This window comes from Lachnospiraceae bacterium JLR.KK002, from assembly GCA_036941025.1.
Classification (GTDB): domain Bacteria; phylum Bacillota; class Clostridia; order Lachnospirales; family Lachnospiraceae; genus Petralouisia.
In genome coordinates this window covers 3,884,492-3,909,203 of record JAYMNP010000001.1, presented here as the reverse complement: position 1 = coordinate 3,909,203, position 24,712 = coordinate 3,884,492, and the positions used below count along the sequence as shown (strand labels likewise).

The following is a 24,712-nucleotide window of genomic DNA, read 5'->3' as shown; positions in this document are numbered from 1 at the left end:
TTAAATCCTCCTTTATTTATCTGTCAATTCTGCAATAAAATATTTTTCATTGATATTTACTGCAATATCCGTTGTTCCCTCAAGCATATAAACATATCCATACCGCAATTTATCTCCTTCAACCGTTGTGATGTTTTGAGAAACCTGCCCAATTTCTTCACCTAAATCAGAGGCTTTTGTTGTTCTTTCTGTAATGGCGTATGTCTTTCCGTCAAAGCTTATCTCCGTATAATCAGCAGTATTCAGCTCATATTTTGGAAGAGTGTCATTCAGCGTATTATTCTTATCAGCCGTATCCAATATTTGATTGTTATTGCAGCCCGTGAAACAGACACTTAAAGCTATCAGACATACACATACCAACAGCATTTTCTTAATCATTTTCTTTTCCTCCGTCCCATAACTTAATCCAAATAATGCCGATAGCAAACAACACAAGCACCACCATTACATTTATTATAATCCCACCGTAAAATGAATTGCAACTCTGCAAATAAGCATTCCTGTCCGTGACAGAAAGACACCAGAAATCCATAAAGCGGACGCTCCACGCCCACGGAATATATTGCCAACATATATCCCCTAAACCCGTGAGCATAATTGCCGCCAATAAACTTCCTGCTATTCCAAGCCCCATAGAAGCACTTTTACCAAACATGAAAGCACACAGGAAATGTATCAGATATATAGGGGCAGTACCTAAAAGCAGAAGCCCTATAATCTGAATGCAGCCATTTATGGAAGCAAACGGAAAAAGGAGTGAAAAACAGGCAACAGCAACTACACAAAATAATAAGGAATTTATCAGTAAGAAACATATTTCCCCGATATAAACGCTTACCCTTGACGGGACAGCACTCAATATAAATTGATACTGTCCTGCCCGACTTTCCTGCTGTGCAATGATTCCCACGGTGATTCCAATCAAAAACGGATATATGATACCCATCATTTCAAGAAAAGCACTTATCTTAAGTGTCCTGTCCCAATTTGAAATATGAAAATAGCCTGCAAATGCCAAAGCCAATACAAAAGGGACAAGTACATAAATAACACTCAGTATAGAACGCTTCGTTTTAAGACAATTCGCTCTTATACACCTTAATATTGTTCTCACTATTTTACCTCCTGCTGTGAAAAACTTTTAGCACTGAGCCTTAGCAAAGTGAAACTTAGTATCACGGAAAACAGTAATGCTAAAACAATCATCGCAACTGGCACTGGTAAATTACCTGCTTCTTCAGAAACAGGTACACCGTTTGGCAATATCCCAATTGCAGGAACCATTAAACGGGATATCCAACTATACGGGCAAAAAATCCAAAACTTAGTATTCGCCAGTGCTACCCCTAAGAATGAGCCTATTCCTGCATTTATCACAACTGTTGCAAATGCACCAACCTTTTTCGACAGCCACAAGCAGACTGGTATTTCCCACATAGATGCCACAATAATACAAAAGATGCCCGCTGTAGCCTGAATCAGCGATATACTGATTGGAATTTCGTAAATAAGGAAAACTGCCACGCCGCCAAGCATATTCAAACTTAAGAATACTAAGTTTGCTGCAATGTCAAAAAGCAATATAACAGTCGCTTTTGCAATCCAGACATTTTCAAGCTTTATGGAAAGAGGAATAAGGCTTCTGTATTTCATCTTTCCCCCGTCCCGCTGCTCGCATATTGTACAAAGCAAAGTAAGGCAGCCTGGGAAAAGCAAAATATACCACCAGTTAAATGAATTTTGCTGATACCACATTGGTGCAAACACATTCATAAGCAGCGTAATAACAGGGGCAAGGATAAGAATTTTCATTACAAAAGTCCGTCTGTGTTTCATCCATTCTGAGCGTATATATTTTTTCATCCTGTTACCTCCTGCTTTCTTCAACGACTTTGAGAAACAGTTCCTCAAGATTTCCACTATGCTGCATTTCGCCCTCATATCCAAGCGTACCGTTTGCAATAATGCCTATGTCATCTGCAATAAGCTGTACCTCTGAAAGAATATGACTTGACAATATAACTGTTATCCCTTGCTGTGGAAATGAGCGGATTAAGTTTCGCAATTCTCCGATACCAATCGGGTCTAATCCGTTTGTCGGCTCATCCAGAATTAACAAAGACGGATGATTCAGCAATGCTATTGCAATCCCCAACCGCTGTTTCATCCCCATTGAGAATTGTCCTGCTTTTTTCTTTCCTGTATTTTGCAAATCCACAATTTTTAATACATCATTTATTCGCTGCTCTGGTAAGCCTAACAAAATAGTCCTTACTTTTAAATTTTCAAATGCCGTCAGATTTTCATATAACGGGGGATTTTCTATCAAAGCCCCAATATGCTTTAAGTCCTGTCTGTTCCATGCATGGCTGGCAAATTCAATCGTGCCAGATGTTGGACGGAGCATACCTGTTACCATCTTTAGGATTGTAGATTTTCCTGCCCCGTTCGGACCTAATAGTCCGTAAACGCTTTTTTCCCGTACATGGATTGATACATCCGTTACAGCAGAATGTTTCCCAAAATTCCTACTAAGATTTGTTGTTTTCAATATGAAATCCATAGTGTTCATTTCCTTTCTTGATTTTGATAGGAAAAGGGTACTGTACAGTTTTGAAGATTTCATAAAGATATACCATTTTATTCAACATTTTACATACAAAGGGAGCAAGGAAATATCCTCGCCCCCTGATTATTATTTGCAATATATAAATCTATGAATATATGATTTCCCTTTCCACAACTTCCCTTGCACAAGCCCTCACATCATTGTGCCGTCCTGTCCATTCTAAGGCGTTTTCTTCCTTTAGGCGTTCCGTTATGCCCTGTGCCTGTTTCATGCCCTCTATGAGCCTTTCAAAGCGTTCCTGCGCCTGCCTGTCAATGTCGGCAAGGTAAGAATTGAGCCTGCCACTTGTGAGCAGATTGGTGTATGTAACCTTTCGGTACTGCTTCAGATAGTCCAGATGCCGCTGTCCCCATGTGCCTATTGGCTGTTCTTCTTCGGCGGGTAAAGCTATACATGGAATTAAATAGTCACCTTGCCTTTCGTATCTGCCGCCCAGTTCCTCAAAAATCGTCTTTGCCATTGTCTGTTACCTCCACATTCTTTTTTATTTTGAATGTCCGCAAAATCCGTCCTACATCAGACGGACGCCAGGGCACATCGAGGTGGTGTAATGCGATGAGCCTGTCCTGTACGTTCGTCCCGGCTCCCATTTTTGCGGTTGAGCCTAACAAAAAACGAACCTGCCCGCTTCTTACTTTTGCGAACAGCTCCGCTTTCCTTGTTTCCGTATTGGCATTATGAATAAATGCTATCTCATTCTCCGGCACTCCCTTCGCCATAAGTTTATCCCTGATGTCCTCATATACGTTGAATGTCCCATCCCCTTTCGGTGTGGATAAATCGCAGAAGATTAGCTGCGCCGATTTCTGCTCTTTGGTCTGCTCCCATATTTCAAATGCTTTCTCCACACAGGTTGTGGCTTTGGAGTTTTCTTCATCGGGAAGCATATCATTGATGAGCCGCTGGTCTAACGCTAACTTTCTTCCATCGTTGGTTATCTTTAGCATATTATCTCGTGAGGGATCTACTTTACGGTCACGCACCGCCTCCGCCCTGTCCGCAAGGGACTGAACCATGTCCTGCTGGTATTCGCTCGGCTTTAACACGATATTTTCATAATCCGCTTTCGGAACAGGCAGCTTTAACATATCCGGTGTCTGAATGTCTGCGCTTTCCTTGAATAGCGCAATCAGCTCTGGCAGATTGAAGAACTTGGCAAACCTTGTTTTTGCCCTATATCCAGTTCCCTCCGGCGCAAGTTCACTGCCCCCAGTATTATAGATACATAAATGGATTTTTAATTGATTTCCCCAACAAACTTATAGAAAATCCTGATATTCTGGACTTTCTCCCCGTTGACGGTCTGAGGTTCCGAAACCTCAATCTTTTCGATCAGGCGATTGACAATCTCTGTAGTCAGCTCCTTAATCTCTGCACATTCCGCCATCTCATCGGCAAGGCGTTCCGCTTTACCTGCACTGTCCTCCAGATTTTCAGCCGTCGCTCTTAACTTTTCGATTTGCTCTGTATAGTCTTTCTTTTCCTGCTCAAAGTGGGCAGACAGCAACCGGAACTGCTGCTCTGATATCAACTGCTTTGACCAGTCCCCATACAACTTGATGAATTGTTTATCAGATTCTTTTAACTTTTTCTCTAAGACAGCCACTTTCTTATCAATATTCGCCTTGCTGTTTGCAGATGATATGTCCATCTGACCAAGCACTTTCCGCATAAATTTCTCTCGATCCTTTATGACCTTCCCTGCATGGAACTGGATATCAGAAAGTACCAGTTCTTCCAAATCCCCGGCGCTGATGCGGTGCTTACTGCAGAACTTCGCTCCCCTTGCACGGTAAATCCGGCACAGGTAATACGTCTTTTCAAGCAAAGGTCTGTCCGGGTTCCTTCCGTCCGTATGGATTGTCAGATTATTGCCACAATCGGCACATTTTAAAATTCCCCGGAACTTATTATCATAACCAGAAGTACAAGGCTTTACTTTTGTATGCCTGTCAAGAATTTTCTGAACGGTATTCCATGTATGCTCGTCTACTAGGGCTTCATGGTCGCTGGGTATAGTTACACGTTCCTTAATCGGGATATAACCTCTTGACTGCTGTTTAAAATGCTTCCTGTCATACCTCTGTACCCAAAAATAACCTTTATACAGAGGATTCCGGAGTATACGAATTATCGTAGACTGTTTCCAATTATAAATATCATCCTCAGCAATCAAAAACTTCCCGAAAACTTCCTGATTGTAATAAGCTGGCTTCGGAATTTTTTCTTCATAAAGAATTTTCCCGATCTTATTGTTTCCGTAACCTTCCAACGCAAGCTGGAAAATATAGCGAACAGTCGGCGCTGTCTCTTCATCCGCAATCAGATGATTTTTGTCTGCCGGGTCTTTTTTATAACCAAACGGTGCATACGCCCCCATAAATTTCCCCTGACTGGCTCGGATATACCTTCCCGTCTTTACCTTTTTAGAAATATCCCTCGAATAAAATTCGTTCAGGATATTCTTGAACGGAGTAATGTCCATCTCACCGCTGTTTGCGGAATCTACGCCGTCATTGACAGCGATATAGCGGACATGGTGGTTCGGGAAAAATACCTCGATATACGCCCCGCTCTCCAGATAATTCCTGCCGAGCCTTGATAAATCTTTGGTTATGACGCAATCCACATGCCCCGCTTCGATATCTGCAATCATCTGTTGAAAAGATGGCCGGTTAAAATTCGTACCAGAGTACCCATCGTCTACGTAGAACTTGTAGCTGTGGATTCCCATTTCTTCCGCTTTCCGTTTAAGGATTGCTTTCTGGCTCCCGATACTCATGCTCTCCCCGACGTTTCCATCATCCATTGACAATCTCGTATAGAGTGCTGTCCATATTTCTTTATTTTCTGTATTCTGCATATTGGCCTCCTATATTCACTCAATATCCAGAGACAGAAATACGCTGACTTCATTATAGCCTTTTCTGTCTCTGGTATCAACCGTCAATTCATCTTTTCAGACAGCTTTCTTCTCTGTCCCCATACTTCCGTTCCTTAATTTTTCCTCCACGTTCTTACGGGCGGCTTCTTCGCTCACTACTGTCAGTAATCCCTCCATACTTTCCGTGCCGGAATATACATGCTCTACCACATAACGGATCGGCGTATCCTTTCTCCCCTTTTTCTTTCTCTGCATAGATTCCCTCCCTTCTTTCAATATTTTTTCAGCTTTCTCCACTCCCCTGTTATGTTTCCTTTCAGCTTTTGTGCAGTTCCTATTTTTATCAAGGGACTGTTATCTGTTATGCTCCGCTTTCTTATCTGGATACAGTTTCCCGGAAACTACCGCCGCATGGCTGCGGATTTTGATTTCCCCACGCTTTTCACTTTCTATGGCATTGCGGTATCTCCCGTCTGAGAGAAAGAAGCGGTATCTCTCCCCTTTAAATCCTACGGGGCTGTCATTATTCAGCACATCAAGGACGATCATATGTCTTGTGTCCGGCTGGAACCGTTCCCTCCCTGACAGGTCATGCCCCTGTAAGACCGGCTGTTTCAACCGTTCCTTTGCTTCATTCAGTCTCCGCAGGACAGAACTTCTGCCCTGTCCTATGAAACGTGCCTTATTGTCCGCTATGAACCGGCTGCATTCCGGTTCTGGAAGTTTCTCCAGTTTGTCTGCGGCATTCCTTATGATAATCCGTGTCAGGTCGTCCCTGGCTGCTGACTGCCCGTCCCTCATAGCTTTCACTGTGTCCTCTTTTGTTGTCGCTTCATATTTGTAAACCATCTCCAGTTCACTCTTTGTAAATCGCATGAATCCCTCCTTGCTTTTTTCATAATGCCTGATCAGGGGAAGCTGTTTTTTGCTTCCTACTATATAAGCCAATTGGAGAACGCTAGTGGGAAAGGAAATTGGATTATTTTTAGAATTTTTTTATCTTCCGTGATGTAAAGCAATCACGCTGCGACTATTTTTAATAGGAGCCAATCTGCATATTTAGAAAATATGCAGGAACTGAGGGTATGGGGAAACAGAATCCCCATCAAGGTTGCCGGGTAAGCAAAACCCACAAAGTGGGTTTTGAGTTACTCTGGCGAAACTTGCTCTTGGCTATACACTTCCCACTACCAGGGTGTGTCACGGACTTTCACCGATTAGATTGCGCCCATACTGGGCGCACATAAAAAACGGCAAACCCTTTCCTACATGGATTCGCCGTTTTAAGCCTGCCATTGCGCAAACATTCTCCTATGATTCTGTTTTTAAATTCAAAAAGCAGTGAATCTTGTAGACTTACTGCTTTCTTACATTTATGCAAAACAACGTTTTATTGTTAGATCTATTCTTTATCAAAACGGAATTTCAATATACCGTCTATTAACCGTTCCCTTACATGGTTTTCTACATCTGTATTCACATAACCATCCATTTTTGAAAAATATCGGATATATCCACCATAATGTTCTAATACTGTTTCGATTGCTCCCGGATCACCATTGGCAGCTTTTACAATCGTTCCATACGAAATAAGATTCTTTCCCTTCATTCCTGTTTCACCATTTCTCTTTTTAGCTGCTTCATTACCGTCTGCATCCTGCTCCAAACGCTACTATGTGCCTGACCATAATACCCTGCAATTTCCTGGTAAGTATAATGTTTAAAAAAATATAAGAATACAATTTCTTGTTTCTCCCTTTCCAATGAGGATAATGCCTTGGAAAGCCGCTCATTTTCTAGAATTACAGTATGTCCGCAAAGCAACAGTGGATATCTGGCTTCTATTCCATTCTCAAATCCCCCACAACTATATGCTGGTATCACTCCTGATTCTACTAAATACTCAAAAGATATTTCCTGCTTCCATCTTTTAGAAGCTTTGCCCTTAGCTTCTGCTGACGAATGATGAATGATGATCTTACATAGGGCATTAAACTCATGCTCAATGCGTCTTTGATATTCTTCACTGATTTTTTCCACGACATATTTCCTCGCACCATCAGAATAACTCTGATAAAAATATTTTCTTAAAATTCATGGGCATTATGCTTTTTGCGCATCCAAAATTGCTCGGAGATATTCCTCCCTGTTCCTAGCTCCCCGATATATCTCATAAGATATTTTCCCATTTTCCAAAAACAAGATACGGTTACAGTAGCTTGCAGAAAAAGAATCATGCGTAACCATCAAAATAGTTGTCTTGAATTTCTTATTGATTTCTAAAAGCAATTCCATTAAATTTTCTGAATTCTGTGCGTCAAGGGCGCCTGTCGGTTCGTCAGCTAAAATCAATTTAGGATTATTTACGAGCGCTCTGGCACAGGAACATCTCTGCTGTTGTCCACCGGATACTTGATATGGATATTTGTTTCCAGCTTCCTTGATTCCCAATATATTTATGATTTCTTCCGTTCGTTTTATGATGTCGTTACTTTTTTCTTCATTAAGAATCAGGGGCATATAAATATTTTCCTGCAATGTCATGGTATCTAAGAGATTGAAGTTTTGGAAAATGAAACCTAAATTTTCCTTCCTAAATCCACTTCTCTCGTCCTCGCTCATTTTTGTAATATCTTTTCCTTCAAAATATATGTGCCCTGCCGTAGCTGTGTCAATGGTGGCAAGCACATTCAGTAACGATGTTTTTCCAGAACCGGATTCCCCCATAATCCCAACAAATTCCCCTTTTGATATTTCAAAACTAACTCTGTCTACTGCTTTAGTAATGTTTCCTGAACTCCCATAATATTTCTCAACATCTTTCACCTTTATATATGCTTCCATTTCATTTTTCCTTTCTACATTCCCAATATATTAAGATCTATTTTTTCATCACAAATATCCAATATTCTTTTATCATGCGATACAATAATAAATATGTGATGTTCTTTTTCCTGTATAAGCAACTGAACTAATCGTTGTACTGTTTCCATATCCAATCCGTTTGTCGGTTCATCCAAAATCGTCAGTGTGCAATTCTTTTGAAAAGTACGCACTAAGGCTAATTTTTGCATCTCTCCACCAGAACAATGCACAATGTTTTCTTCTTGCTCCATATCAAAATCTTGATTCAGAAGAAACTGCCGAATCAATTCCTGCTCAATATCCGGATTATATTTTTCAATCCCAAAATGCAGATATTCTTTAGGTGAAATATTAATTCGTTCTGTTTGCTGTCCCAAAAAAGCAATGTTGCATTTCAGTATTTCGGAACTACACAGTTCTTTTATATTGGTTCCGTTATACAGAATTTCTCCCCCATACTCTTTCGGATACAATCCCAATATTACATCTAACAATGTAGATTTTCCTGCACCATTCTCACCTACTATTCCATAAATTTTTCCTACTTCAAACGTTGCAGATAATTGATGGAATAGCATTTTCTTTCCAAATGAAAAAGAAATATTCTCAAGTCTTACTGTCTTAATTTCATTTTCCTCTAAATTTCTTAATCTTTTATTGCATAAAGTTTCCGTTTGGCACTCTGCCAATAGTTCATTCATACGATCTGCCGCAACTTTTACTTTAGGGTAGCTTCCAGAGAAGTCGATAATGTCCGAAGCAGCAGACAATATCATATTTACATAGCTATTAATAATAGTAAAATATCCAATTGATATTTTTCCAATCACAACATTATATCCACCAATCCCTAATATCAACAGATAACATAGTACCATAATAAGGCGATTTAAGTTGGAAAAAAGATATTGTGTCTTTACTTGACCGACTGCGCTTTTTAACATCCTATGAAACGAACATGCAAACCTGTCTTCCATTTCTTTTGATATTGCATTTTCTTTTACAAATTGCGTGCATCGTATCTGTTCCATTCCTTTAGATGTGTAATCATTCCCTGCCTCCTTATATTCATGCTCGTTTTCATACATTCTTTTTTCCAATTTCCAATATATGTATAGATATATTGGAATTGTCAGCATAACAAGTAATCCCAGTATCAAATCTGCACGAAGTACAAATAAAGCGCTTACAATCAAAAGGAGCATATTATATGCAATATCTGGAATACTATTCAACACAAATTCCGCAATAGTAGCTGCATCTCCGGTAATTTGATCTGTCAAAAAGGCCGCATCATGACTTTGAAAAAAGGAGAGGGATGTACCATATACATGTTGGAACATTTTGTTGCATATTTTGTACAAAAATGTATTATTCAATTTTGTCATAAGGTATGTCATCCCATATTCCATCAGTATAGAAAATATATTAAGAAATGCCATTGCCCCCACAAATGCTAAAATCATAGGTTGCTTTCCTACTAAGGAATCAATATATGAGCCACTTACATATGGAACCAAAAGCTGCAGAAGCAACGTTCCCAATGAAACTAAAAAATAAGCGGCAAGAGCCTTCTTCATAGATAAAATTTCTTTCTTTAAAAGAATCTGAACTTTCATATCTTTTCTCCATTCTCTTATCAGATAGTGGCAAAACTGGTCAATGCCCCATCGGGGCATTGACCGAAGCTGCTTTTTATTTGCCGAAGATATGATACCAACAGGTATACTTCTTGCATCCTTTCGCATGGCATGAACCTTTCGCTGCTACTTCCACTGGTGTTCTTAATACATCCATTTCTGTTTCCTCCTTATATTTATATGGTTAATATGTCTTACTTGCCAAAAATGTGGTAAATACAGGTGTATTTCTTACAGCCTTTCGTGTTGCATGCTTTCTTGCTTGCAAGTTCAGCTGGCGCATTTAATACTTCCATTTGTCTTTCCTCCTGACTTTTATTTCCAATATGCTGTCATCATCCCTCATGAAAATTTCTGTTCTGTTTAGGACAGAAGCTGCTCTAATTGTCATACCAGCAGACTTTTCCCCGGTGCTTTCCGCTCTTATGTTTCTTCTTAACTAACTTCTTGATGAGTTTTTCCAATCCTTCTGTTCCAGTATTATATACTGGACAAGTATAATTACAGGACTCTGAATTCCTCTTCTGGTTTTGAGGCTGAACTAAGATATTCATACATCTTCCCTCCTTTCATTCAACACTTCTGCCGCATATGCCTGCATATACTCGCCTACATTGTAACGGTACTGCTCACATAATTGGTTTTTTTCTATTCTGCTATGAGGGCATCCACCCATACATATTGGCATAAACTTACACTTGCCGCACTCATCATCTTCCGTTGGGTCATACAGCATATATTCCGACGTTACCTGCTGTGACTGTGAATCAGTAATATCCGATTGCTTCTGAGGATTTACCCATTCATTAACAGTTCCTATGCGGCGTTCCATAATTCCAACATCACTCCAACATTTGTATATATTTCCTTTTGCGTCAATAACATAGCCCTGTGCATAATCTGCCCCACAGTAATTTCCCATCGGTTGAGGATAAAAGGATTCCAAAGGCATTCCATTGTTCAGCCAAAAATTAAGATTAAATTTTGAATACTTTTCTGCCGACATACATGTGCAGTTCTCACACGTTCCGTTTGTAGATGTTACCAAACCAAGATAACAGAAAACATCCTCATAAATATTTCTTTTCTTCAATTCCTCGATAACATTCTGAACTTCATTCTGATTTCCTTTATCTACATTAATCCGGATTGCAATCCCAATTTTCCCATGAATTTTCTCTAAATTTGCAAGTATTGTATCGTATGTATTTCCACCGTTTACTAATGGTCTTCTGCCATTATGTGTATTGGCATCCCCATCCAGTGTTATCTGGACATCTGTAATGTCCAATTCCAGCAGTTTATCGCAGACTTCCTCAGTAAGCAGATAGCCATTCGTAATAATGCTTGCTGAATATTCTATATTATATTTGCTACAGATGCTTTTCATCTTATTTGTTAGGCTTTCTATTGGTTCGATTGCTAACAGTGGTTCTCCGCCATACCATGTAATTACCAGTTTTTCCAAATGAGAGGCTTCTTTTTCCACTAACTTGCAGATGTCATCACTGACCTCTTCCGTCATGCTCCCATTGCTGTAATGTCCGCTTTCAAAACAATATACACAGCGAAAATTACAAGCCATTGTAGGCGTGATTGTCAAAGACAATACCGATGTATCAAACTTTGAATTCAACATACGCATTTTGATATCCTTTTTTTCATCAAAATTATCTTCAACCAAAAAACCACAATATTTTAGGTTCTTTAAAAAATCAACATCTACAATTTCCTTCTTTTTTGCAGCATATTCCTGGAACTGTCTATGCTTTTCTGCGTCTATATGTGCAAGACTGCCTGTACGCATATTGTAATATAACGCTTCCCCATTTCCTGTTTTATTCTCAATAATGTAATTGTAATAAGATGGTTTCATGATAGTTTTCCTTCCTTTCGATGATGAATATTTCTCCTAAAAAATATATCCGTAAGTATAAAGTAAATAATGTACAGCATTAAAATCCACAATAACGACAAGAACACATATTTTACCCATACCGCACGAAGTCCCGTAGCCAGAATAAAACCTTTGCTTGCATGGTTCGCAATCAGACATCCGGGAATAAGCGCCATACAAAGCGGAATCAGATAATTAACTGCCAACTGTTCATGTATCACCGTATCAATTTTTGTTTGATTCATTCCCAGTTTTTCTAAAAGCAGGTAACGGCGTCTGTTTGATTCCGAAGTGCTGATCAGATGGGATGCAAGGAAAGAAATTGCCACGCATAAAAACACGATACTTACATAGGCAAACGCAAATATAAATGGCACAAGCGTTGCTTTCAATTCTGTTTCCACCTGCTTTTTCAGCAAAATCGGACTGACATATAAAATACTGTGGTTACTGCCCCAATAAAGCCCGTCATTTCCACTGGACGCATCATCTAATTTATCAAACACTGTTCCTGCAGCCTGTTTCTTTATAGATGCCGCAAATACAGAGTAATATGGTGTCATATGATTTGCCGCATCATCCGGGATTACCAAAACATAGTCAGCTCCATTATGTCCATTCTGTTCAAAATCTACAGTACTGATTTCTTTGCAGTGCAATTCTTTTGTATCACATAGCAGCGTCCTGCTTCGGATTTCATTAGTAAGTTCAGGTTCTAACCTTCTTTTAATCTGTAAAATATACTCATCTGCCCGGAGTTTGACAGGCTTCTGGCCAAGCATTTTCCGAAGTATGTTATAGTCGCTCACTTTCATATAAGTATCATATTCATAGTAGACGTCATATCCCTCTTCATCAGCGTCCAGCTTTTCTGCATCGAATGCACCCTCTCCACTGATAAATCGATCCCCAAAATACATCAGATGTGTATAAAGCCATTCATTCATCATACTGACGCCATTTTGATATATCACATATTCATGGGATTCCTGTATTCCAGTTTCACTTTCTAATATATCTTTTTCACGCTGGAATTCAGGTTTGGGGGCTTGATGATATATCATGACATCAAACGGATATTCCGAATCAATCTGGTGGTTCTGATAATCGGTATACATCATGGCAACTGCGCTTCCTGAAATAGAAACAACTAAAAGGGACATAACAAATATGATTATTTTCCGCATAGAATATAGTTCAGATTCTATTGCCCTGCATAAAAATAGCCGGTTTCCTTTCAAAAGCCATTTTTTAGTTCTTTTCCTTTGCTTCTTCTTTCCAGATATTTTTTCATCGGCTTCATTTATCCTCTCCATTTCATTTAACTGACGGATATTCATTTTGGAAAATTGTTTTCTCACTTTAAGCAATGCGGCTAAATAACAAAATAAATATAAAGTTGCTGTCAAACACACCGTTACAAGCTGAAAATCCATTTTAAGCACATATTCCGTCCGGAACATATGGAAAAAAATTACCATCAAAAACTGTTTCAGCAATTCCCCTGCCAGGATTCCAGGTATATATGCCATTCCAACCATAAATACCGTTTCTTTTCGGAAAATCTGAAATACCTCTGTTCCTTTCATGCCAAACAGCATATACAGCCCGAATTCCCTGCTGCGGATTTTCAGCGATTGCCGCATCATATATTGGATCAGCCACGCCGTAATCATAACAATCAGTACAGATGCTATTCCTAAAAACACAGCCAGAACCGATGCCGTTTCGCAGGCTCTCCTGACATCTTCTGAAAAAAACAGAGAATTAAACGCAAACATTAGCGCTGCAATCAATATCATTGTAAAAAAATATACTGGCTCTCTTATAATCGCAGTCTTTACATTTCTCCTGGCCAACTGATTTTTGCTTAACATTTTTATCCTTCCTTTATATCTCTTCCTGATGTAGTCAGTATAACACTGCCCCCTACAGATTACCTATTGATTTTCATTACCTGAATCTTACAATTTTGTCATATATCCGGAAATATGCTGTTCTCCATTTGAAAAGGCAAACTCCCCACATCCATTTGTGATGAATTTGCCTTTTAGAATCAGATGTTTTGTTTTGCCGGAAGCGATAGATAAACAGAAGTATATTCTTTGAACAAAGATTCTGCCCATACTTCCATATCCAGCTTTTGACATAATTTTTTTACCAGATATAAGCCTATTCCCGTAGAACGCTCGTTTTCCCTTCCATTGCTCCCGGTAAACCCCTTCTCAAAAATCCTCGGTAATTCCTCTTCCTTTATCCCTGTCCCATTATCCCATATTTTCAGTATAACTTTTTTGCTCTTTTTTTCAGATGACAGGATAATCTTTGCATCCTCCTTGCGCCGGTATTTTACGGAGTTTAAAAGAATCTGGCTTATAAGAAAGATAAGCCACTTTTCGTCCCCATAAATATAAATATCATCCTCGCACTTAAAATCTATTCCGACACAGCTATTCATAATTATAGTACGGTTTCTGTTAATTGCCCTGACTAAGATACGGTGTAAATTCAGCTTCTGAATCAAATAATCTTTATATACCTGTTCTGAACGAGCATAATATAGCGCACGTTCTACGTCATTTTCAATTTTTCCCAATTCTATGTTCAACCCCTTTTTCAAGACGGGATTATCTCCAGCCCTGTTTTCTATCATAAGCTGCATTGAGGTAATCGGCGCTTTTACTTCATGTATCCATTCTTCAATATATTCCTCATACTCCCTTTCTTCATCCTCTATCTTATGAATCTGCTCTATAGCTGAACTTCCCACCAGCCTTAATAATTCCTGATACAATTTGTCCTCGGCACGATAAGAAACGGGCAGAAGCTCAGCGATCAGCCAAGGATGCTCCATACCTTCTACCCGCTCCCGGATTGTTTTGAAATATTCTTTTCTTCTGTACCACTCTATCAGATTCTTTATGAATAGTATGCTGATAATTGTTAAATCAATCAAAAAAATAGAAGCAAAAGTATTACCTACGATATATAAAAATTCAGATAAAATAAATAAAACTACCAGTGTCCCTAATAACCTTGTTACTCTATCCTTACAGTAATCTTTCAGTTTCATACCGTCCCCTCTCTTGCTTTTAACTGATAGCCCATTCCCCTTTTTGTCTGTATCAGATCCTGTACTCCGATATCTTCTAACTTCTGGCGGATTCTTCTGATGTTGACACTCAATGTATTATCATCTACAAAGCTTTCATTATCCCACAAATTATTCATTAAATCTTCTCTTGATATTATTTCATCTTTATGCATAAAAACCTGCTAACAAAAGTCAAGACTTTTTAGCAGGTTTTTAAATATATTTTTCGTATGAATTTTTCCTACGACAATTAGACCGGTGGAAAATCCGGTCTGCCGTATCCGCTGTTTTAGTTCTTTTTACTTCTGGTATACTTCCATCACACGTGCATAATAAATCCTAAGGAATTTATTTAATCCCGCTATTTTTGCTGCACGTTTTGACTTTCCTTCTTTTTCTTTCTTCAAAATAAATCTATACACTGCTGCGTCTGCTGGCTCTTTATGGGTTTTCAGACATCTCATCACTTCATATCCAATCTTTCGCAGGCTGGAAGAACCTCTCTTGGATATTTTCCTCTCTGTCCCCATAAACTGCCCTGACTGATAGGGCGGCGCGTCGATTCCTGCGTGGGCTATCAGGGCTTTTCCGCTATGGAATCTTCTCACATCCCCAATCTCTGCAATCAATTTAGGCGCAAGGACATTTCCAACACCTCCCATTGCCCTGACAACCGGATATTCCGGCAGACTCTTGGCTAATGCCTGCATCTGTGTTAGAATGGTCATCAGAGTGTTATCGACTTCTCGTAACACCCGTACTGCCTCCTGTACCAGCATTTTGGTCGATGGGGTATCGGAGGGTACTGTGGGGATGCCTTCTTTTGCCAGTGCATAGATCTTGACGGCTTTATCCTGGCTCTGATGGTATCCCTTCTCTTTTGCCCATTTCAGATAGCTCTCTATAAACTGTTCCTCCGGTTTCTTCGTGATATTGTCATAATGCCAGTATTCTTCCGCAAAATCCCCCAGCTTATCTTTCCCATTTGTTTCATTCCAGCCTTTCAGCAGCGTTTTGATCCCAGGCATCGTATAGTCCAGAAGATGAGTCAGTTCCAACACGCTCTCCACACGCATCCGCATATAGTGACGGTACTGCCTTCCCAAAAGCTTCAGCTCCGCATAGACGCTTTCTTCTGCCTCATAGTCCTTCAGCCTGTACCAATGGTCAATCCCATAGTTAGAGATTGTAATGGCATCCTGCTTATCCGTTTTCACACGTCTTAACCCCTGACAGCGGTATTCCTTCATCTCAAATGGATTAATCACTGCCACAAACAGCCCTTTTTCTTTCAGATAGCTTAATACAGGCAGATGGTAGATCCCAGTAGCTTCCATGACCACACGGATGTCATCATTCAGACGCAGCAGCATGGAAGTCAGTTCGGACAGTTCTTTCTCCACATGACAGACTTCAAAAGGCCTGCTCACAACCTCACCATAAGGCTTTAAGATACATACGGTACTTTTTTCTTTTGACACATCAATTCCTACACTTATCATCTGTAACCTCCAAAATAAATCTGTAATTGTCCCATCCACACTTATTACCACTCATTTTAGTTCGTTACACGAAAGCACCTTACGGGTTTCAACCTGCTTAAACGACTGCTTATAATAAGGGATGGTTGACGGTTTTTATGACGGATGTGGTTAATCCAAAAATCGCTTCGCCAGACCAATTACTCCCTTATCATAAAAAAATAAGTGCAGAAGGTAAAGCACTATTGATATGCCTTATCTCTTACACTTATATGGTACTAAAAATAGGACAGTATATGCATTTCATTTTTGGAAAGTTCAACTTCCTTTTTTTCACACCGCACTGTACCATTAAGCAGATTCAGCTCTATTCCTCCAAAGACAAGCACTTTATTCTGTGATTTTCCAGAAACTCTCCGCAATATTGCGGCTATGTGTGCCAGTAATACTGCAGGACGGTAAGGTTTCTCTATAAAATCGTCGCCACCCGTCATCATACATTCTAATTCTGCGGAAGAGGAACTTTGTGAAGTAATAAAAATAATAGGGACATCCGATATCATCCGTATTTTAGAACACAGAGTAATTCCATCGGCTCCCGGCAGAGCAACATCAAGAAGAAGCAAATCCGGCTGCAGTTTCTGCACATATTCTGGAATGTTAGCAAAATCCTCCGCAACATCTGCACGATATCCGGCATTTTCCAACAATAACTTAAGTTCTCTTTGAACAGATAGATCATCATCTATGATTACAATATAATACATGAAGCATCTCTCCTGACCTTTCATATCTGCTTACCAATTTTTCATTCTTGCGTTTTATTATAGCAAACTGAGTTTTTTATGCAATACTTTCCAAATATGTTAAAAGAGCAATCCATTTATGGTTGCTCTTTTTAGCGTATTTCTCCCTGGATTTGTTTATGTACCTCTAATTCTGGTGCTATCTCTATGGCTGTCTGGGTTTCCCCGAATGATGCCGCCCAACTGTCAAAATGCCCTAACCCCAATCGCTGTAAGGTGTTGTACTGGAGATAACGCATATTGGTGTAGAGTTCCGTCATGCTGTTGCTGATCGGCGTACCCGTTGCGAACGTGATGCCCTTCCCTCCGGTCAGCTCGTCCATGTACTGGCACTTGGCAAACATATCCGAGGATTTCTGCGCTTCCGTCTGTGCGATGCCCGCCACATTCCTCATCTTTGTGTATAAAAAGAGGTTCTTATAGTTATGGCTTTCATCTACAAACAGCCGATCCACGCCCAACTGTTCAAAGGTCACAACATTGTCTTTCCGGCTGGAATCGTTTAAGCGGCTTAATCTGGTAGAAAGTGATTTTTTTGTCTTTTCCATCTGTTTAATGGAGTAACGCTCGCCATTCTCCGCTTTGAGGGCTTCGATCGCCATTTCAATTTCTGTTATCTGCCTTTCAATCATTGCCATCTGCCTTTCGGTGGAAAGCGAAATCTTCTCGAACTGACTGTGACCGATAATCACAGCGTCATAATCCCCTGTCGCTATCCGGGAGCAGAACTTTTTCCGGTTTGCGGGTTCAAAATCCTTCTTGGTTGCCGCTAAGATATTCGCCCCCGGATACAGGCGCAGGAAGTCACTCGCCCACTGCTCCGTCAAATGGTTTGGCACGACAAATAAGCTCTTTTGGCACAATCCCAACCTCTTATTTTCCATTGCCGCCGCAATCATTTCAAAGGTCTTTCCCGCACCCACGCAATGGGCAAGGAGCGTGTTGTCCCCGTATAACTGATGCGCCACAGCGTTAAGCTGGTGCGGTCTGAGTACGATGTCCGGCGTCATTCCGGGGAATTTTAAGTGCGAACCGTCATATTCCCTCGGTCTTGTGGAATTGAAAAGCTCGTTATACTTTGCGCATAAATCCTGCCTGCGCTCCGGATCACGAAATACCCAGTCCTTAAATGCTTCCCTTATGGCTTCCTGCTTCTGGCTTGCAAGCATGGTTTCTTTTTTATTGAGGACTCTCTTTTCCTTTCCGTCCTCCGTAACCACATCAAAGATACGGGTGTCACGAAGGTTCAGGGAATCTTCTAAAATCCTGTATGCGTTTGCCCTGCCTGTTCCGTAGGTCATATTGACAAGGGCATTTCCCCTGTCTGCATTTTTCCCTTTTACGTTCCACTGCCCGGTCACATTGGAAAACTGTACGCCCATTGTCTTACGGTCAAACAGGTATTCCGGCGTTTCAAAAGTTTCACGCATGAAGTCCTCAATATATTTTGTGGAAATCCATGTAGCGCCGATACGCACCTCAATCTCCGATGCGTCAAGCTCCTTCGGCTGTACGCTTTCCAGTGAGGATACGTTAATGGCATATTCCGGGTGGTTTTCCGCAAAGGTTCTCGCTACTGACAGCTTCTCCCGCACGTTCCCGCTTAAATACTCGTCTGCGGTTTCCCATTCCTCTGTGACCGGGTTCTGGAAGATTACTCCGGCAAGCTCCTTCGTGATTTCCTCCACGCTCTTGTCCGCAAGCTCCGACATATAGGCTAAATCCACGCCCGCCTTCTCGCTAAGTGATACCGCCAGCGCTTCGCTGGCTGTGTCCACGCTCGTCACAACTTCCTGCTTTTTAATGGTACGCTTCGAGAACATATCCGCCTTGCCAATAAACTTCCCCTCATCGTCCAGATTTTCAAGGGAACATAACAGACAGTAGCTGGAATCCTGATTGAACGCCCTTTTATTGGTCTGTGAGCTGATAAGACCGAATTTCTTGGAGAAATCATCGTATAACTGATTCAACTCCGTCTGTTTGTTTTTAATCATATCATCCGGGTATTCTTCCAACTGGAAGTTTATCAATTCCTGCGTGCAGTCCCGGATTGCCACCATGCCCTTCATGCGCTGCTCCGCTTTCTCCGAAACGTCCACAGGCTTCATTATGGAATTTTCCCGGTAATACACTTTATCGTCCACTACGGTATAACTGTAATTCTTCACGTCCGGATCGGCGGGTATGTTCTCCCTTGCCAGTTCATCTTCAATCTCGTTAAAATCCGCCTGCTCGATGCTGCCCTCCACATAAGAGAGCGCATGTTTAAGCTGTGCCGACAGGGGGAGGGAAGTATCCGGCAGACAGGCGCTTTCCATGCCATGCGCCCCGGAAACCATCTCCATTTTTCCGAGTACCATTTCCGGGTGGTCTGCAAAATACTGGTTCATCACGATACCGTCTTTTTCCGTCAGATGCACCCAGTCCGGTTCAATGTCTAATACCCTGTCACGCTTCTTTAAAAATAAAATGTCCGAAGTGACCTCCGTACCCGCATTTTCCTTAAATGCTGTGTTCGGAAGCCGGACTGCCCCTAAAAGCTCCGCCCGCTGTGCAAGGTATTTCCGCACTTCCGGGTTTTTCTTATCCATAGTCCCCTTTGAAGTGACAAAGGCAACAATGCCGCCCGGACGTACTTTATCCAAAGTCTTTGCGAAAAAATAATCGTGTATGAGGAAATTATGCTTGTCATACTTCCTGTCAGACACTTTATACTGTCCGAAAGGCACATTTCCCACCGCCACGTCAAAAAAGTCATTGGGATAACTGGTATTCTCAAAGCCTGTGATTTTAATATCCGCATGAGGGTAAAGCTGTTTTGCGATGCGCCCGGTAAGTCCGTCAAGTTCCGCCCCGTAGAGCCTGCTTCCCGCCATTTTCTCCGGCAGACAGCCATAGAAATTCCCGATGCCTGCGGCGGGATCTAACACATTACCTTTTGTAAATCCCATTTTCCCCACTGCATCATAGATTGCCTGAATGATGACCGGGCTTGTGTAGTGGGCATTTAACGTGCTTTCCCTTGCGGAAGCGTATTCCTCCGGGGATAACAGGCTCTTTAATTCCTGATACTCATTCGCCCAGTTCGCTTTGGAAGAATCAAAGGCATCGGCAAGACCGCCCCAACCCACATATTTTGCTAAAATTTCCTGTTCCTCCGGTGTGGCAGTGCGGCGTTCACCTTCAATCTTTTCAAGGGTTCGTATGGCTTCCACGTTCTGCCGGAATTTCTCTTTCGGTGCAAATCCTTTTCCGGTATTCTCCGCTTCATTGAAAGAGATACGGTAATTGACTGCGCCCGTTTTATCAATTTCCGGCTGTTTTTGAGATGCTTTTCCCGGCTCTGGCGGGTTGCCCCCGGTCAGCGTTTCCACATCGCCCATGACCTGCCGGATAAACAAATTGTTTTCTAAGGCGGTTTCATCTACTAACTGCCCGTCCACAATCCCGGCTTTTTCCAGACCTTCCCGGACAGCCTGCGTATCAATGTCGGGGAAATCATCTTTTTCAGCAGTATCTTTTGTGCCAGAAACATCTTCCGTTTCCTCTGTAACATTTTCCGGCTCTGATACAATATCTTTTAATTCTGAAACAGTTCCCGGCTCTGTAATAATATTTTCTGCTTCTTTCCCCTGTAAATCTCCGTTGAGATTTTGGCAGAAAACATCCGCTTCCTCCGGTGTGTCAAATGTCGGCACTGTGCCATCGCCTGTCACATAATAATCCTGTGTTTCGCTGTCCCATACCGCATAAGGCTCTGTAAAGGCATCCGAAGTTTCCGTAACCGTAAAGCGTACTGTTTCTTCCTGTTCCGGTTCTTCTGTCCGTTTTTCCGGCTCTGCATCCGGGTGATTTTCCTCCCGGCGCTCTCCTGCCGACTCTGCTTCAGATACTTCCGCAGCGTGTCCCTCCCTCTGCTGTCCCGGCTCGTTCTCATAACGTGCCGCATACTTCTGTGCTTCCTTCAGCAGGGCATCCATCTCCACCGCTTTTTCCGCATTGCCGCTTATTGACTGCATCAGTACATAATCGGCGGCTTCCAGAAACAGGGTGTCATAAACTGCCCTGCCCTCCAACCTCCTGTCAGCGTCCTCTATGGCAACCGCCCCGGTATCCTCGTTCCAGCCGACCACATCTTTCATGGACAGCGCACCGCAGATTTTTACCACTACGGACATTTCCGCAAGCCTTTCAGCCAGTGCTTTCTCACTTTCACTGGATTTATTTTCTGGTTCGGGACTCTGAATATTGTCCCCGGAAATTTCCGCTTCCTGCTCCGGTACAGCCATTTTTTCCGGTTCTCTGTCACGCTCTATATACCGCCTTGCCTGATTGGTAAAACCGTCCAAAACAGCCGGGTGTGAAGTGACGATATAATCCCTTGTCTGCCAGTCAGCGGAAGGCACAAGGCTTTTCGCCCATTCTTTATTGTTTGGGGAAAAACGCCCGTCATGGGATAAGTGCGTGATTGTGTTGGCAAGGACAATCTCTACCCGTTCCTTCCCGTACTGCCGGATAACGCCCTCTGCGGTATCCCCCGGAAGTGTGTAACCGTCAAATTTCTCCGCAATCGCTTTTTCTATGGCATCTTTGCACTCCACCCGGACACCATGCTCCAGCTTTTCCTGCTCCCGGCGCATGGCTTCCTCCGCCTGCTCTTTTTTGTACTGTGCGAAGGCTTCCTTCCCTTTCGGCGTAAGGTATTTATCCGCATTGACAAGTTCCCTGATGCGCTTCTCCACCACGTTCCATGTTAAAAGCACTTTTGTGTATGAATCGCCTATTCTGCCTTTCCCCAATTTGATTCCTTTGGAATCGTGCCATTCATCACTCCGGTCTGAACCGATTAAGGCTGGCGAACCGCCGCCCGTCCCGTACTCATTTTTAAGGAATGCAATATTTTCCTTCCTGTCATGCCCTTCCATAAAATACTCATAGATACGGAACTGCCCATGATGATAGTTGCTGCCGCCTGTCAGACGCTCATCTATCTCATCCTGTGTGATAAAATCCTCATGCAGCACCTCCACGCTGTCCTGTACCGGGTATTCCGTTTTCTCTGTGCTTAAATCCGCAATCTCTGAAAGCAGATGCTCCGGCTTTTTCACATACCGCCACCTGATCTGCTTTTCCCCGGCTTCAATCTGCTCTTTTGCGTGGGAAAGCTCCCCGGCGATGACATCACGCCCCTCCTGTGTGGATAAAAGCTCGCACAGGATTGTCATGCTCTCCGGGTGGTTGTGGCTTTTAATCGGTATGCTCTCCGGCGCTTCCCCGATACCGTCCCAAAAGAAATTGAACAGGTCATTTGACACCCTCTGGCGTTCCACCGCATCCACAAGGAACACTTCATTTGCGCCCATGTAAGAGCCATTCTCCACCATAGAACGGACAACGCCCTCTATTTCCTGCCAGCCCATCACCGCAGCCGGGTTTTCCTTTGCGGACATCCCATAGCCGATGCTCATGCCGGATTCATTGAACCAGACGGATATGGGATTGCTGCCAAAATCAAAGCCTTTCCCCGTAGTCCGGTACTCATTTTTGAGAAATTCCGCCATTTCCTCCGGCGTTTTGCCCTGCTGGTACTTGGCATAAATGCGGCTCCTGCTGTTATCCCGTCCGCCCCCTGTGCGTAAAATGGCTTCAAGCTGCTCCTCTGGCAGAGAAAAAGCGGCGGGCATGATATATTTCTCTCCTGCCTGCGCCGCTTCTATCGTGCCGATCTGTTCCTCTATGGTGGGGAATAAACTAAGCTGCTGGTAACTTTGCGTTTCCTTCGGTTCTTCCCACTGCGGTATCTGCCCCTCTTTCAGATATTCGCCCTTTTCCATGTAAAAGGCGATGCTGTCCCTCACAGCTTCCCATGATACAGTTGCCTCCGCTGTCCGGTTTAAATAGCTCCCCTTCCAGACCGTCAGACCGTTTTCGTCCGCCCTGTACCCGGCTCTTTCCTCCCCTACATAAAACTCGGTAAATTCCTTATGGCGGTAACTGTTTTTGATATATTCCGTCTGTTTATCCTTATCCGGCTCGAAAAGCATTACCCCGGCAATGTCCGGGCATTTATGCACCATAAATTCATCAAACTGCAAGATGCCTTTCCCTATTCCGGACAAAGAAAGACCGGGCAATGGTTCTCCACTGTCCGGCTCTGGTAAATCCTTATTTTCAGTTTTTTCAGTCGCTCCTTCACTTACAGGCTGTATACCAGTTCCCTCAGCACGATTTCCTCCGCCGAGTGCCTGATGCTGTTCATCTTCTGAACCCAGAGCATCTGGTTCTCTGCCTTGAGTTTTTCCGTCACTCCCTCCTGCTTCATCATCTGCCCGGTCAGCAGTTCCATCCTCTGCTCCGCCTGCTCCTGAATGGTCAGAAGATGCTCTTTCAGCTTCCCTTTCAGCAGAAGCCCGGTGTAAATCCCCTTCTTGTGTTCCTGTAAGTAATTCTTCCTCATCAGTCCGTATTTCGTGAGCGTCCCCTCCGGCTGCTCGTCCATCTTCAACATCGGTATCATGTAATCCCCGTTCTTCTCGTAGGTCAGATTCATTATTATTTCCCCTTTCCCCGGCGTTCCCGGTCTGTGTGGTAAGTTGTATGTCCTCCGTTTTGCTTTCACGCTTTAAAGCATTATAGCGTGTACCAGAGGTATTTGCAAGTCCTTTTTCGGCAAAATTTCTTGATGCTTCTTTTCCGGCGATTTCCCTGTCATACGCCCCGATTGCTTTACCAATCTCCATAAGCACAGGCTTGGATAAATCGGATATGCTGTCACCGATATGTGACAGGGTTTCGATTGTATTAAACTCATGGATATAGGGGAACTGGATTTCCTCTGCCAGCTCCGCATCTTCCATGCCGCACCTCTTTAAGACGGTGTAGGCGATGCTGTCCGCCAGCGTTTCCCGGACACGAACAGCAATATTCAGTCCGTCCAGTTCCTCCAGAAAACTTCCCTCTTTCAGATATTCCATATCAGAAGCAAGCTCCCCATAGCAGTCCTGTGCAATCCGGGAAGCAATCTCCCTGATCCTGTCCACAAATCCCGCTTCCTTGTTAGTATCCCCGTAAATCCCTTCCAAACGGTTCAGAACCGCTTCCTGATGTTCCTCCCGCATCTCCCAAAGCTGAGGGAAACGCCCGATGCGCCTTGCCTTATGCACGTCCGATATGTCAAAGACGTACCGCAGTCCGGTGTAGGGACTCCCTTCTTCATCCAGAAGCGCAATCCCCTTTGCGCCCTTGTTTACCCAACAGTGCATTTTTTCATTCCATATCTCTATGGAAGCGCAAGCTGTGGCGTCCGGTCTTTGGGCATAGATAAGGAGCTGGTCTTTGAACGGGTATTTGTAGAGCCTTGAAGCTGTGTTCAGATATTTTTTCCAGCTTTCTTCATTTCTCGCCACCCTC

22 protein-coding genes are annotated in these 24,712 nt (G+C 42.5%); all 22 read right to left on the bottom strand.

Translation table 11 applies throughout. From position 1 onward, the window contains the following. Positions 1-12: 12 nt before the first annotated feature. The 22 genes from VSQ32_19015 to VSQ32_18910 all read right to left on the bottom strand — a co-directional run bounded on the left by VSQ32_19015 (position 13) and on the right by VSQ32_18910 (position 23,801). Positions 13-381, bottom strand: a complete 369-nt coding sequence (locus tag VSQ32_19015) for a NisI/SpaI family lantibiotic immunity lipoprotein (protein MEH2944877.1) — start codon at positions 379-381, stop codon at positions 13-15. Then, entirely contained in the window at positions 374-1,117 is a 744-nt protein-coding gene (locus VSQ32_19010) for a lantibiotic immunity ABC transporter MutG family permease subunit (protein ID MEH2944876.1), read from the bottom strand. The genes VSQ32_19015 and VSQ32_19010 overlap by 8 nt, the downstream gene beginning before the upstream one ends. Then, a complete protein-coding gene (locus VSQ32_19005; GenBank protein MEH2944875.1) occupies positions 1,117-1,866 on the bottom strand; it encodes a lantibiotic immunity ABC transporter MutE/EpiE family permease subunit in 750 nt (249 codons plus the stop codon). Before VSQ32_19005 ends, VSQ32_19010 begins: the two co-directional genes overlap by 1 nt. Positions 1,867-1,870: 4 nt before the next feature. Then, complete coding sequence (locus tag VSQ32_19000) at positions 1,871-2,566, bottom strand: lantibiotic protection ABC transporter ATP-binding protein (GenBank protein ID MEH2944874.1); 696 nt, start codon at positions 2,564-2,566, stop codon at positions 1,871-1,873. Between the two features lie 151 nt (positions 2,567-2,717). Next, the gene (locus VSQ32_18995; protein ID MEH2944873.1) at positions 2,718-3,092 is read right to left on the bottom strand and encodes a TnpV protein; all 375 of its coding nucleotides are present in this window, start codon (positions 3,090-3,092) and stop codon (positions 2,718-2,720) included. Beyond that, complete coding sequence (locus VSQ32_18990; protein MEH2944872.1) at positions 3,073-3,720, bottom strand: hypothetical protein; 648 nt, start codon at positions 3,718-3,720, stop codon at positions 3,073-3,075. Before VSQ32_18990 ends, VSQ32_18995 begins: the two co-directional genes overlap by 20 nt. A gap of 149 nt (positions 3,721-3,869) precedes the next feature. Next, positions 3,870-5,495 (bottom strand): recombinase family protein, encoded by a 1,626-nt coding sequence (locus VSQ32_18985; GenBank protein ID MEH2944871.1) that lies wholly within the window; start codon positions 5,493-5,495, stop codon positions 3,870-3,872. 96 nt (positions 5,496-5,591) lie between these two features. After that, the gene (locus tag VSQ32_18980) at positions 5,592-5,771 is read right to left on the bottom strand and encodes a hypothetical protein (GenBank protein MEH2944870.1); all 180 of its coding nucleotides are present in this window, start codon (positions 5,769-5,771) and stop codon (positions 5,592-5,594) included. 99 nt (positions 5,772-5,870) lie between these two features. Next, a complete protein-coding gene (locus VSQ32_18975; protein MEH2944869.1) occupies positions 5,871-6,392 on the bottom strand; it encodes a DUF5720 family protein in 522 nt (173 codons plus the stop codon). Between the two features lie 526 nt (positions 6,393-6,918). Further along, on the bottom strand, positions 6,919-7,125 hold the full coding sequence (locus VSQ32_18970) for a helix-turn-helix domain-containing protein (protein ID MEH2944868.1): 207 nt from the start codon (positions 7,123-7,125) through the stop codon (positions 6,919-6,921). Next, positions 7,122-7,556, bottom strand: a complete 435-nt coding sequence (locus tag VSQ32_18965; GenBank protein ID MEH2944867.1) for a sigma factor-like helix-turn-helix DNA-binding protein — start codon at positions 7,554-7,556, stop codon at positions 7,122-7,124. Before VSQ32_18965 ends, VSQ32_18970 begins: the two co-directional genes overlap by 4 nt. Before the next feature lie 63 nt (positions 7,557-7,619). Next, positions 7,620-8,360, bottom strand: coding sequence for an ABC transporter ATP-binding protein (locus tag VSQ32_18960; protein MEH2944866.1), 741 nt, complete (start codon positions 8,358-8,360; stop codon positions 7,620-7,622). A gap of 14 nt (positions 8,361-8,374) precedes the next feature. After that, positions 8,375-10,000 (bottom strand): ABC transporter ATP-binding protein, encoded by a 1,626-nt coding sequence (locus tag VSQ32_18955; protein ID MEH2944865.1) that lies wholly within the window; start codon positions 9,998-10,000, stop codon positions 8,375-8,377. Between the two features lie 401 nt (positions 10,001-10,401). Then, entirely contained in the window at positions 10,402-10,575 is a 174-nt protein-coding gene (locus VSQ32_18950) for a hypothetical protein (protein ID MEH2944864.1), read from the bottom strand. Continuing rightward, positions 10,572-11,897, bottom strand: a complete 1,326-nt coding sequence (locus tag VSQ32_18945) for a radical SAM protein (GenBank protein ID MEH2944863.1) — start codon at positions 11,895-11,897, stop codon at positions 10,572-10,574. Before VSQ32_18945 ends, VSQ32_18950 begins: the two co-directional genes overlap by 4 nt. Continuing rightward, positions 11,894-13,699: an ABC transporter permease gene (locus VSQ32_18940; GenBank protein ID MEH2944862.1), complete on the bottom strand. Its 1,806-nt coding sequence runs from the start codon at positions 13,697-13,699 to the stop codon at positions 11,894-11,896. Before VSQ32_18940 ends, VSQ32_18945 begins: the two co-directional genes overlap by 4 nt. A 275-nt stretch (positions 13,700-13,974) precedes the next feature. Then, on the bottom strand, positions 13,975-14,991 hold the full coding sequence (locus VSQ32_18935) for a sensor histidine kinase (GenBank protein MEH2944861.1): 1,017 nt from the start codon (positions 14,989-14,991) through the stop codon (positions 13,975-13,977). Next, positions 14,988-15,185: a winged helix-turn-helix domain-containing protein gene (locus tag VSQ32_18930; GenBank protein MEH2944860.1), complete on the bottom strand. Its 198-nt coding sequence runs from the start codon at positions 15,183-15,185 to the stop codon at positions 14,988-14,990. Before VSQ32_18930 ends, VSQ32_18935 begins: the two co-directional genes overlap by 4 nt. A 126-nt stretch (positions 15,186-15,311) precedes the next feature. Continuing rightward, positions 15,312-16,514 carry an IS110 family transposase gene (locus VSQ32_18925; GenBank protein MEH2944859.1) on the bottom strand — a complete coding sequence of 401 codons (1,203 nt, stop codon included), beginning with the start codon at positions 16,512-16,514 and terminating at the stop codon, positions 15,312-15,314. A gap of 257 nt (positions 16,515-16,771) precedes the next feature. Beyond that, entirely contained in the window at positions 16,772-17,260 is a 489-nt protein-coding gene (locus tag VSQ32_18920) for a response regulator transcription factor (protein MEH2944858.1), read from the bottom strand. Between the two features lie 131 nt (positions 17,261-17,391). Beyond that, positions 17,392-22,227 carry a DUF3849 domain-containing protein gene (locus tag VSQ32_18915; GenBank protein ID MEH2944857.1) on the bottom strand — a complete coding sequence of 1,612 codons (4,836 nt, stop codon included), beginning with the start codon at positions 22,225-22,227 and terminating at the stop codon, positions 17,392-17,394. A 1,271-nt stretch (positions 22,228-23,498) separates the two neighbouring features. Next, positions 23,499-23,801 (bottom strand): TnpV protein, encoded by a 303-nt coding sequence (locus VSQ32_18910; protein MEH2944856.1) that lies wholly within the window; start codon positions 23,799-23,801, stop codon positions 23,499-23,501. Positions 23,802-24,712: the final 911 nt, after the last annotated feature.